The sequence below is a fragment of the Xinfangfangia pollutisoli genome, from assembly GCF_020179405.1.
In the GTDB taxonomy this organism is placed as follows: domain Bacteria; phylum Pseudomonadota; class Alphaproteobacteria; order Rhodobacterales; family Rhodobacteraceae; genus Pseudogemmobacter; species Pseudogemmobacter pollutisoli.
Map to the genome: position 1 here is coordinate 1 of NZ_JAICBZ010000041.1, position 11,298 is coordinate 11,298.

At 69.2% G+C, this 11,298-nt stretch carries 11 protein-coding genes; 2 read left to right on the forward strand and 9 right to left on the reverse strand.

All coding sequences use genetic code 11. The annotated features are described in order from the left end of the window. From K1Y73_RS12880 to K1Y73_RS12905, 6 genes are all read right to left on the reverse strand, one after another. On the reverse strand, positions 1-584 hold a 584-nt coding region (locus K1Y73_RS12880), incomplete at its 3' end, for an enoyl-CoA hydratase-related protein (protein WP_225028707.1). A gap of 35 nt (positions 585-619) precedes the next feature. Further along, on the reverse strand, positions 620-1,870 hold the full coding sequence (locus K1Y73_RS12885) for a CaiB/BaiF CoA transferase family protein (protein ID WP_225028708.1): 1,251 nt from the start codon (positions 1,868-1,870) through the stop codon (positions 620-622). Positions 1,871-1,896: 26 nt separating this feature from the next. Continuing rightward, positions 1,897-2,907, reverse strand: coding sequence for an ABC transporter ATP-binding protein (locus K1Y73_RS12890; RefSeq protein WP_225028709.1), 1,011 nt, complete (start codon positions 2,905-2,907; stop codon positions 1,897-1,899). After that, positions 2,904-3,893 (reverse strand): ABC transporter ATP-binding protein, encoded by a 990-nt coding sequence (locus K1Y73_RS12895; protein ID WP_225028710.1) that lies wholly within the window; start codon positions 3,891-3,893, stop codon positions 2,904-2,906. The genes K1Y73_RS12890 and K1Y73_RS12895 overlap by 4 nt, the downstream gene beginning before the upstream one ends. Continuing rightward, positions 3,890-4,729, reverse strand: coding sequence for an ABC transporter permease (locus K1Y73_RS12900; protein ID WP_225028711.1), 840 nt, complete (start codon positions 4,727-4,729; stop codon positions 3,890-3,892). Before K1Y73_RS12900 ends, K1Y73_RS12895 begins: the two co-directional genes overlap by 4 nt. A 3-nt stretch (positions 4,730-4,732) precedes the next feature. Next, on the reverse strand, positions 4,733-5,746 hold the full coding sequence (locus K1Y73_RS12905; protein ID WP_225028712.1) for an ABC transporter permease: 1,014 nt from the start codon (positions 5,744-5,746) through the stop codon (positions 4,733-4,735). 156 nt (positions 5,747-5,902) lie between these two features. Here K1Y73_RS12905 and K1Y73_RS12910 point away from each other — a divergent pair, with 156 nt between their 5' ends. Continuing rightward, positions 5,903-6,727, forward strand: coding sequence for an IclR family transcriptional regulator (locus K1Y73_RS12910; RefSeq protein WP_225028713.1), 825 nt, complete (start codon positions 5,903-5,905; stop codon positions 6,725-6,727). A gap of 39 nt (positions 6,728-6,766) precedes the next feature. Next, the gene (locus tag K1Y73_RS12915; RefSeq protein ID WP_225028714.1) at positions 6,767-8,077 is read left to right on the forward strand and encodes an acetoin dehydrogenase dihydrolipoyllysine-residue acetyltransferase subunit; all 1,311 of its coding nucleotides are present in this window, start codon (positions 6,767-6,769) and stop codon (positions 8,075-8,077) included. 54 nt (positions 8,078-8,131) lie between these two features. On the opposite strand, the gene K1Y73_RS12920 is transcribed toward K1Y73_RS12915, so the two are convergent. The 3 genes from K1Y73_RS12920 to K1Y73_RS12930 are packed head-to-tail and all read right to left on the reverse strand — an operon-like array spanning position 8,132 to position 11,193. Continuing rightward, positions 8,132-8,785, reverse strand: a complete 654-nt coding sequence (locus K1Y73_RS12920) for a class II aldolase/adducin family protein (RefSeq protein ID WP_225028715.1) — start codon at positions 8,783-8,785, stop codon at positions 8,132-8,134. Next, on the reverse strand, positions 8,776-10,047 hold the full coding sequence (locus tag K1Y73_RS12925) for a four-carbon acid sugar kinase family protein (protein ID WP_225028716.1): 1,272 nt from the start codon (positions 10,045-10,047) through the stop codon (positions 8,776-8,778). The genes K1Y73_RS12920 and K1Y73_RS12925 overlap by 10 nt, the downstream gene beginning before the upstream one ends. A gap of 3 nt (positions 10,048-10,050) precedes the next feature. Next, positions 10,051-11,193, reverse strand: a complete 1,143-nt coding sequence (locus K1Y73_RS12930) for an acyl-CoA dehydrogenase family protein (protein WP_225028717.1) — start codon at positions 11,191-11,193, stop codon at positions 10,051-10,053. Positions 11,194-11,298 lie beyond the last annotated feature (105 nt).

Here is an 11,298-nt window from a genome sequence, read left to right on the forward strand (position 1 = left end):
GCCGCGGGCAGGGGCGGGGCCGGCAGCGCCGCGGCAAAGGCCAGGGCACCTTCGGTCAGCGGCCCGTCGATCACCCGGTCGATCAGCCCCAGCTGCGCCGCGCGGGCACTGTCCAGCATCTGGCGTTCGGCGATCACCGGGATCGCCGCCTCAAGCCCGATCAGCCGCGGCAGCCGCTGCGTGCCGCCGGCGCCGGGAATGATGCCCAAAGTGACCTCGGGCAGGCCCAGGGTCGCCCCGGGCGCCGCAACCCGGAAGGCGCAGCCCAGCGCCAGTTCCAGCCCGCCGCCCAGCACCTGGCCATGCAGCGCCGCGATCCAGGGCTTGGCCGAGGTCTCGATCCGGGCGATCAGATCGGGAAGAACCGGGGCTTCGGGCGGCCGGTCGAATTCGGCGATATCGGCGCCGCCGATGAACAGCCGCCCCGCCCCGCGCAGCACCACGGCCGAGACCGAGGCGTCGCCCTCCAGCTGCTGGGCCAGGGCCAGAAGCTGGACGCGAATCGCGGTGCCAAGGGCGTTCACCGGCGGGTTGTCGATGGTCAGGACGGCGATGCTGCCGTGGCGGTCAAGCGAGACGGGCATGGGAACTTTCCGGGTGGGTTGGGGCAGGGAACAGATCAGGCGCGGGCGTTGGCCAGGCCGCGCTCCGTGCCGGGTGCAAGATCGCGGCAGGCGATCACGCCCTTGGCCTGCAGCGCCGCGATCCGGGCCGGATCAAGCCCCAGCACTTCGGCCAGAACGCTGCGCGTGTCTTCGCCCAGCAGCGGCGGCGCCTTCGCGGCGCGGCCCTGCTGCGCGGCCAGCCCCTGGGCGGGACGCACCAGCCGCACCGGGCCCAGTTCGGGATGCTGCAGCGTCTGCACCACGCCGCGTTCGACCACCGACTTCGCCGACAGCGCCTCGGCCACCGTTTTCACCGGCCCGGCCGGCACATCGGCGGCAAGGCAGGCCTGCAGCCAGTGGTCCGAGCTTCGGGTCGGCAGGATCTCTTGCAGGATGTCCAGCAGATCTTGCCGGTGCAGCGCCCGCTGATGCGAGGTCACGAAGCGCGGGTCCTGCGCCAGATCGGGGCGCTGGATCACCCTTTCGCAGAAATCGACGAACATGCGGTCATTGCCCACCGCCAGCGCGAAGGCGCCATCCGAGGCGGCGAACAGCTGATAGGGCACCACGGTCGGATGGGCATTGCCATAGCGTTCGGCCTGGACCCCGGCATTCAGATGGGCGGTGCCGACATTGATCAGCAGGTTCAGCGTCGAATCCAGCAGCGCCACGTCGATGAACTGGCCCTCGCCGGTGTCGCGGCGCTGATACAGCGCAGCCAGCACCGACTGGGTCGCCACCATGCCCGCCACGACATCGGTGAAGGCCACGCCCAGCCGGTTGGGCGGCCCGTCCGCCTGGCCGGTGATCGCCATCAGCCCGCTTTCGGCCTGCATGATGAAATCATAGCCGGGCCGCTTCGCCTCGGGCCCGGTCTGGCCATAGCCCGAGATCGAGCAATAGACGACGCCCGGGTTGATCCTGCGGATGTCCTGATAGCCGATGCCCAGCCGGTCGACCGTGCCGGCGCGGAAGTTTTCAACCACCACATCGGCGCGGGCGGCCAGATCCAGCACGATGGCCCGGCCTTCCGGGGCCTTCAGATCCAGGGCGACGCTGTGCTTGCCGCGATTGGCACACAGGTAATAGGTGCTGACGCCCTTGTAATTCGGCACCGACCAGGCGCGGGTATCGTCGCCGCCCTTGATGTTCTCGATCTTCCAGATCTCGGCGCCCATGTCGGCCAGGCTCATGGTTGTCCAGGGCCCGGCGAGGACCCGGGTCAGGTCCAGCACCTTGATGCCCTCCAGCGGCAGGGTCTGCATCGGTCTTCCTCTCCCTCTGTGCCCGTTCAGCCGGCCGCGGCCAGGCCCGTCTGGCGGGCGCTGGGAAAGTGGCAGGCGACGGCATGGCCCTGGTCGGTATCGGCCAGAGGCGGTTCCTTCTCGGCGCAAACGGCCTGTGCGATCGGGCAGCGCGTGCGGAAACGGCAGCCGGATGGCGGGTTCATCGGGCTTGGCACATCGCCCTTCAGCAAGATGCGCGTCCGGCTGCGTTCGCGTGGCGGATCGGCCAGCGGCACGGCCGACATCAGCGCCTGGGTGTAGGGATGCAGCGGCGCGGTATAGAGCCGGCGCTTGTCGGCCACCTCGACGATCTTGCCCAGATACATCACCGCCACCCGGTCCGAGATGTGCTGCACGACCGACAGGTCATGGGCGATGAACAGGAAGGCAGTTCCGAATTCGCGCTGGATGTCCTTCAGCAGGTTCAGCACGCCCGCCTGCACCGACACGTCCAGCGCCGAGACCGGCTCGTCCAGCACCAGAAGATCCGGGCGCAGGGCCAGCGCGCGGGCGATGACGACCCGCTGTCTTTGCCCGCCCGACAGGGCATGCGGATAGCGGTCGCCATGTTCGGGGTTCAGCCGCACCAGATCCAGCATCTCGGCCACGCGGCGCTTGCGCGCGGCAGGGTCCAGATCGCTGATGCGCAGCGGTTCGGCGATGTTCTCGGCCACCGTCATGCGCGGATGCAGCGAGCCATAGGGATCCTGGAACACCAGCTGGATCCGCCGCCGCAGCTGGCGCATCTCGGCCGGGGCCAGCGTGTTGATATCGGTGCCGCGGAACAGGGTCTGGCCGGCGCTCGGCTCGATCAGGCGCAGGATGCAGCGGCCGAGCGTCGATTTTCCGCAGCCGGATTCGCCCACCAGGCCCAGCGTCTCGCCCGGAGCCACGTCGAAGGACACCCCGGCCACGGCATTGACCTGGCCGATGTCGCGTTCGATCAGCAGCCCGCCCTTGACGGGAAAGCGCTTCACCAGATTGCGGACGGAAAGGATGGGATCGGGCGGGGTCATGCGGCGCTCTCCGGGGCCGAGAAGGCGAAATGGCAGGCGGCGCTGTGGTCGGGCAGATGGCGGACGGGCGGCGTTTCGCGCCGGCAGATGTCCTGGGCCACGACGCAGCGCGGGTTGAAGGGGCAGCCTTCCGGCAGGCGGCCCAGCGCGGGCGGCGTGCCGTCGATGGAAAACAGCCGGTCCTTCTCGACCGTCATGTCCGGGATCGAGGCGATCAGCCCGCGGGTGTAGGGGTGGCCCGGGCGGGCGAACAGATCGTCGACCCCGGCCTGTTCCACCACCTGCCCGGCATAGACCACCGCCACCCGGTCGGCATGGCCGGCCAGCACGCCCAGATCATGGGTGATCAGGATCAGCCCCAGCTTCAGCCGCGCCTGCAGATCGGCCAGAACCTCCATGATCTGCGCCTGCACCGTCACGTCCAGCGCCGTTGTCGGCTCGTCGGCGATCAGCAGGTCGGGGTCATTGGCCACCGCCATCGCGATCATCACCCGCTGCCGCATCCCGCCCGAGAATTCATGCGGATATTGCTGCAGCCGCCGGTCGGGCTGCGGAATGGTGACCAGCGCCAGCAGATCCTTCGCCCGGTCCAGCGCCGCGCGCTTCGACAGATCGGGATTGTGCAGCCGCACCGCCTCGGCGATCTGGGCGCCCACGGTCATCACCGGGTTCAGCGAGGACAGCGGATCCTGGAAGATCATCGCGATGCGCGCGCCGCGCAGGGCGCGCAGCTCGCGGCGCGGCAGGCCCACCAGCTCGCGCCCCTTGAACTTCACCGACCCGGTCACCCGCGCGCCTTCGGGCTGCAGACCCAGCGCAGCCAGCATGCCGACCGATTTGCCCGAGCCGGATTCGCCCACGATTCCCAGCACTTCGCCATGGTCGACCTGCAGGCTTACGCCCCGCACCGCTTCGGAATAAAAGCCGTTCCGGCCGAAGGCCACGCGCAGATCGCGCACCTCGAACAGGGGGGGATGCGCGCTCATTTGGACCTCGGATCGAAATAGTCGTGCAGGCCGTCGCCGATGAAGTTGAAGCCCAGGACGATGGTCAGGATCGCCAGGCCCGGGCCCAGCGCGACCCACCAGGAATAGAATTGCGACGCCCCGTCCGAGATCATCGAGCCCCATTCCGGGGTCGGCGGCGTGGCCCCCAGCCCGATGAAGGACAGCGAGGCGGCCAGCAGGATGACCTGGCCCAGATCCATGGTCGCGCTGATCAGCACCGGCGTCCAGCACAGCGGCAGGATATGCTTGGTCAACACCCGCGACCGGGTGGCGCCCGAGGCGATGGCCGCCTCGACATGTTCACGTTCGCGCACTTCCAGCACCTGGGCGCGCATCAGCCGCGCATAGACCGGCCACCAGACGATCACCATGGCGACGGTCGCATTTTCAAGCCCCGGCCCCAGCGAGGCGGCAACGGCCATGGCCAGAAGCATCGGCGGAAAGGACAGGGTGATGTCGACCAGCCGCATGATCACCGTATCGACGAAGCCGCCGATGAAGCCGGCCAGCGCCCCCAGAACGGCGCCGATCGCCACGGCAACGGCGACGACGGTCACCGCGATCGGGATGGAATGGCGCGCGCCGTGCAACACCCGGCTCAGCACGTCGCGGCCCAGGGCATCGGTGCCCAGAAGATGCTCCCAGCTGGGCGGCTGCAGACGGCGCCCGACCATGTCAAGCGGGGCGAAGCCCGACATCCAGGGTGCCGCGACCGTGGCGACAAGCCAGAACAGGATCAGCGCGATGCCGACGATCAGCGGGGCGGTCAGCCAGCGCGGGCGCGAGATCCGGCGAGGGGAAGGGATGGCGGTCATGGATCAGCCGAGCCTCACGCGGGGGTTGGCGACGACATAGGCGATGTCGGTCAGCAGGTTGGTGACAAGGAAGACGACGCCGCCCACGATGGTGACGCCGATGATGGCCGGAAAATCCAGGCCGCGCGCCGCATCGACGGCATAAGAGCCCATGCCCGGCCAGGAGAAGATCGTCTCGGTCAGCACGGCGCCGGTCAGCAGATAGGCGAAGGAATAGCCGATGACCGTCAGCGTCGGCACCATGGTGTTGCGCAGCGCATGGCGGATCACCACGCGGAACTCTCCGGCGCCCTTGGCGCGCGCGGTCAGGATGAATTCGCGCGACAGGATCTCAAGCATATTGGCGCGGACCAGGCGCGAAATCGTGCCGGCCACCGCCCAGCCCAGCACGAAGGCGGGCAGGATCAGATGCCAGACCGCATCCAGGAACAGGCGGAGATTGCCGGCAAGCAGCGTGTCGATGGTCATGAAGCCGGTCACCAAGGGGGGCGGTGTCGCCCGCGCATCCAGCCGTCCGGGCCCGGGCAGCACGCCCCATTGCACCGAAAAGACGTAAAGCAGCGCCAGGCCCAGCCAGAAGACCGGGATGGACGAGCCGAACAGCGCGAAGACCCGGGCGGCGTGGTCGATCACCGTATTGCGGAAATAGGCGGCCAGCACGCCCAGGCTGATGCCGATCGTCGCGCCCACGACCATGGCCGCCATCACCAGTTCCATCGTCGCGGGCAGGCGGTACAGCACATCCTGCGCCACCGGCCGGCGGGTGATGAAAGAGGTGCCCATGTCGCCGGTCAGCAGATTGCCGACATAGATGACGTAGCGTTCCGGCAGGCTGCGATCGAGGCCCCATTTCGCCTTGGCCGCCGCCACGATCTCGGGGTTGTTCATCTGCCGGTCCGACACGATGGCGGTCAGCGGATCGCCCTTGGTGACGCTGGTCAGCAGGAAGGCCAGGGTCACGATCCCCAGCACCAGGAACGGCATCGCGATCAGGCGGCGCAGGATATAGCGGGTCATTTGGCCTGGATTTCCTCGTCTTGCAGGTTGGTTCCGCCGTCTTGTGACGGTTACTATTGACAGCCGGCAGCCAAGTCGTCAACATAATTGAAATTAAGTTTCAAATATTAGCGCCAGCCGGAAAACACGCCGAAGAAAGTAAGATCGGGGAAAAAGATGCGGAAAAGGGCGCTGCCTGTAGACGGAACCGAGCCGATCGAGGCCAGCAATCCTGCGGCCTCGCTGACCCGCGGGCTAGAGATCCTGCGGTCCTTCACCGCCAGTGATTCGACCCTGGGCAATCAGGAACTGATCGAGCGGACGGGCCTGCCCAAGGCCACGGTGTCGCGGCTGACCGCCACGCTGGTGGCGCTGGGCTATCTGCATTACGACACCCAGCTTGGCCGCTACAGCATCGGTCCTGCGACCGTGTCGCTGGGCTATTCCGCGCTCAGCTCCAGCGCGGTGGTGCAGATGGCGCAGCCGATCCTGCAGGATCTGGCCGATCGCTCGGGCGTTGCCACGGCTTTGGGCACGCGCGACGGGCTGGAGATGGTCTATCTGGCCAACTATCGCTCGCAAAGCCCGGTCTCGCTGCGGCTGAATGTCGGGTCGCGCCTGCCGATCTGGCGCACGGCGATGGGGCTTGCCTATCTGGCCGAGATGCGGACCGAGGCCCGCGACGAGGTGGTGGCCCAGATCGTCGCCCGCGCGCCCGATCAGGAAGCGCGGCTGCGCGCGACGCTGGACGAGGCGCTGGAAAGTTATGCAACGCTGGGTTTCGTGGCCACGTTCGGCACCTGGTACAGCTATATCAACGCGGTCGGCATCGCCTTCCGCCCGACCGATGGCTCGCCGCTGGTCGCCATCACCTGCGGCGGCATTGTCGACATCATCCCGCGCGAGGTGTGCCTGTCGCGCGTGGGCCCCGATCTGGTTCATGCCGCGGCCCGGCTGCGCGCCCGGCTGAACGGCGACCCCAATCCCGTTCCCGCCCCCTAGGCCTCAGCGCCGCTTCGCCCGGCAACCAAGGACATGCCCATGCCGCTTCCCGTTCTTTACCCGAAGGTCAGCCTTGAAATGGAAACCGGCCGGATCGCGCGCTGGCTGGTCGCCGATGGCGAAACCGTCAGCGCCGGTCAGGTGATCTTCGAGATCGACAATGACAAGGCCGCGGTCGAGGTCGAGGCGCCGGGGGCCGGGGTGCTGCGCCATCTGGTGGCCGAAGGCGCCGAGGTCGATGTGGGGGCCGAGGTCGCCCGGATCGCGGCGCCCGCCGAAGCCGGGGCCGGGGCTGGGGCCGATGCGCCGACGCCGGCCGCCCGGGCTGTCGCGGCGCCCGTCGCGGCGCGCCCGGCCCCGCAGGTTTCCCCCGCGCCGGTGCCGGCGGCGCGGGCGCAGATGCCCAACCCCACGCCCCTGGCCCGCCGCATCGCGCGCGAGAAGGGGCTGGACCTGTCGGGTCTGCCCGGCACCGGGCCGCGCGGACGGGTGCAAAAGGCCGATGTGCTGGCGCTGCTGTCGTCGATCGCCGCCGCGCCGGTTGCTCCGGCAGCCGGCCCCAGACCTGCCGCGGGGGCACAGCCGGGCGGGCAGCTGAACGCGGCCTGGCTGCGCCGGGGCACGGGAATGCCGGTCGTGCTGCTGCATGGCTACAGCGCCGATCTGAACAACTGGCGCGGTCTTTTCGCCGGGACGCCGGCCGCCTTTCCGGTGCTGGCGCTGGATCTGCCCGCCCATGGTGCCTCGCCCCGGGCGGTGCCGGCCGATGCCGATGCGCTGTGCGCCCAGGTCGAGGCGACGCTGGCCGGCCTGGTCGAGGGGCCGCTGGTGCTGGCGGGCCATTCCTTCGGTGGTGCGGTGGCGGCCCGGCTGGCGGCGCGCGGCGGGCTGGACCTGCGCGGGCTGTGCCTGTTCGCGCCGGCGGGTCTGGGCCCCGAGATCGACGAAAGCTTCACCCGCGGCATCCTGCGCGCCCGCAGCGCCGCCAGCCTGCGCCCCTGGCTGGAACGGCTGGTCCATGACCCCGCCACGATTTCCGATGCATTCGTGACCGCCGTCGCCGCCCAGCGGCAGGACGAGGGGCTGACGGCGGCAATGGCGGCTTTCGCCGAGCGCTTCTTCCCGGATGGCACGCAGATCCTGTCGATCAAGGCGGATCTGGCCCGGTTGCGGGTGCCGGCCCGGGTGATCTTCGGGCGGCAGGACCGGATCCTGCCCTTCGGCGCGACCCGCGATCTGCCGGCGACGGTCGGGCTGCATGCTGTGGACGGGTGCGGTCACCTGCCGCATCTGGAACATCCCGAACTGGCGCTGCGGCTGCTGGCCGAGCTGTGGCGCAGCGCGGGCTGAGGATGAAAAACGGGCGCCGCGGCGCCCGTTTCCGTGCCGCGAAGGGACCCGCGCTCAGCGGGTCTTTTGCTGGCCGTAGCTGCGATAGCGCGCGGCGACTTCGATCATGTCGTCGGGGCCCAGCAGCGCCGGCGCGCCGGCGGCGCATGCCAGCAGGTATTGCCGCGCCAGGGTTTCCAGCTTGTCGGCCCGCGACAGCGCCGCGGTCAGATCGGCGCCCAGCGCCACCATGCCGTGATTGGCCATCAGGCAGGCGGTGAAACCGTCATCCAGGGTTTCGGCCACCGCCTCGGCCAGCGCCAGGCTGCCGAAACAGGCATAGGGCGCGCAGGGCACCGTCGTGCCGCCGAAGCCCGCGACCATGTAGTGAAACGGCGGAATCGCCTGACGGAGGCAGGACAGCGCCACGCAATGATCGGGATGGGCATGGACCACCGCCCCCGCATCCGGGCGCGCGGCATAGATCCGGGCATGGATCGCCCATTCGGATGACGGCGTCCAGTCGCCCGACCAGCCGCCGTCCAGATCCATGACCACGATCTGCTCGGGGCGCATCTTGTCGGGCGTGATGCCGGTTGGCGTGATCAGCATGCCCGCGCCATGGCGCAGGCTGAAATTCCCCACCGTGCCGCTGTTCAGCCCCAGCCGGACCGAGTCCAGTGCCGCTGCGACCAGCGCCGCGCGGGCCTCGTCTTCATTCATCCGCATTGCGTGCCTTCTCCATGGCGGATCGCCTGCAGCAGGATATCGGCCCCGCCCAGCTTTCCGGGTTTCAGATACAACCAGACCGGCCCGTCCGCATCGGCCAGGCATTCGCCCAGGCCGAGCGGCCCTTCCGGCAGGGCCCGTGCCGCCGCAAGGCCCAGCGCCGCCACCACCGCGCCCGAGGTCTCGCCGCCCGAAACGGCAAAGCGGCGGTGGCCGCGCGCCTGCAGGCCGCGGGCGACCTGCGCCAGCAGATCCTCGGCCCGGCGCGCCGCCGCCGAGGCGCCCAGCGCGCCCTGGCTGCGCGCCAGACCTTCGGCATCGGTCGCGGTCGAGATGGCGAAAGACCCGCCCTGCCGCGCCGCCCAGTCCAGCGCCTCGGTCACCAGCGCCCGGGGCGGGCGCGGATCCAGCAGATCCAGCGTCAGAACCGGATGTTCCAGCGCCGCCAGCTGGCCCATCACCACCGGCCCGGTGCTGCCGGCCAGAACCGCGACCGGGCCCGAAGGCGGGGCGGCGGGCAGGGGCACCGCGCGCGGCGGGCAGAGCCGTTCGGCAAGACCGACGATCAGTGGATCGCTGGCCACCACCGGCAGATCCAGCGCCGCCGCCAGATCGGCGGTCACGGTCACGTCATCGTCGTCCGAGGCATCGAACAGCACATGGCCTGCGCCCTCGGCCGCCAGCCGCGCCAGCGCTGCTTCGGCCGTGGCCCGGCCCTGGTGCAGGGTCAGATGGCCGACCAGCCCGACCTTATGCGGGGTCTGGCGGCCCAGGAACCGCACCAGATCGGGGTCTTCCATCGGGGTCAGCGGATCAAGCCGCTTGATCGAATCGGTCACCAGCCGGTTGCGGTAGAACAGATAGCCCTGATGCACCGTCGCGCCAAAGCGCGGGAAGCCCGCGCTCATCAGCACCGGCCGCCGGCCGCTGCGCTCGGCCAGGTAATCGGCCGCCGGGCCGATATTGCCCCGTGCGGTGGAATCGAAACTGGCGCAGGCCTTGTAGGCAAGGCGCCCGCAGCCCGCGCCGGTCAGCGCCAGATCCCAGTCGGCGATCTCGGCCAGCGCCGCATCCAGCGGCACGGTGCGGCTGCGCGCCGCGGCAATCAGCGCCGCCGCGCCAAAGCTGCCGTCCGCGCCATCGGGCCGGAACAGGACGGCGCAGCAGATGCCGTGCCCTTCCAGCATGCCGGCCACCATCACGGCGCCGGTGAAATCATCGGCGATGATGCCAAGCGCAGGCTGTGCGGATTGCATGGTCATCGGTCACCCCTGAGCGCACATGTCGCGCGCGATGATGATCTGCTGGATCTGCGACGTTCCTTCGTACAGACGGAACAGCCGCACGTCGCGGTAGAAATGCTCGACCGGGTAGTCTTCCATATAGCCCGCGCCACCATGGATCTGCACCGCCCGGTCGGCCACGCGCCCCACCATTTCCGAGCAGAACAGCTTGCAGGACGCCGCCTCGCGGATGATCCGCTCGCCGCTGTCACAGCGCCGCGCGGCGTCGATCACCATGCAGCGCCCGGCATAGGTTTCGGTCGCGCAATCGGCCAGCATGGCCTGGATCAGCTGGTGGTCGCAGATCCGTTTGCCGAATTGCACCCGCTGGGTGGCAAAGCCCGTCGCCTCGTCGCAGAGGCGCTGCGCCTGGCCGACGCAGAAGGCCGCGATATGCAGCCGGCCGCGGTTCAGCACCTTCATCGCGGTCTTGAAGCCCAGGCCCTCGACCCCGCCGATCACCGCATCGGCCGGGATCCGGCAATTGTCCAGGATCACGTCGCAGGTCTTGGTGCCGCGCTGACCCATCTTGCGGTCGGGCGGGCCCAGGGTCAGGCCCGGGCTGTCGGCCGGCACCAGAAAGGCGGTCACGCCCGCGGGGCCCGGCCCGCCGGTGCGGGCCATCAGGGTAAAGACATTGGCAACCGGCGCATTGGTGATGAAGCGCTTGGTCCCGTTCAGGATATACTGGTCGCCATCGCGCCGGGCGGTGGTCTTGACCGATCCGGCATCCGATCCGACATCCGGCTCGGTCAGGGCAAAGGCCCCGATCACCTCGCCCGAGGCCAGGCGCGGCAGCCAGTATTGCTTCTGCGCCTCGGTTCCGTCGGCGATGATCCCCTGCGCGCCGATGCCGTTATTGGTGCCGAAGACCGACCGGAAGGCGGCCGAGGTATAGCCCAGCTCAAGCGCCACCAGCACCTCTTCCTCGACCGTCAGGCCAAGCCCGCCATAGGCTTCGGGAATCGACAGGCCGAACAGGCCAAGCGCCCGCATCTCGTCGATGATCGCGGGCGGGATGGCGTTGCTCTGTTCCACCGCGGCTTCGGCGGGAACCAGGCGTTCGCGCACGAAACGGCGGATGGTTTCCACAAGCCCTGCAAGGACTTCTGCATCTCGAATCATCGGTCGTCTTGCCCTTTGTCACCAGGGTGAACCCGGCGTGAAGATTTCTGTTGCGCGAAAAGGCTGGCACGGCTTAATGTTCGGTTCAAGCGAAAACGGAATTAA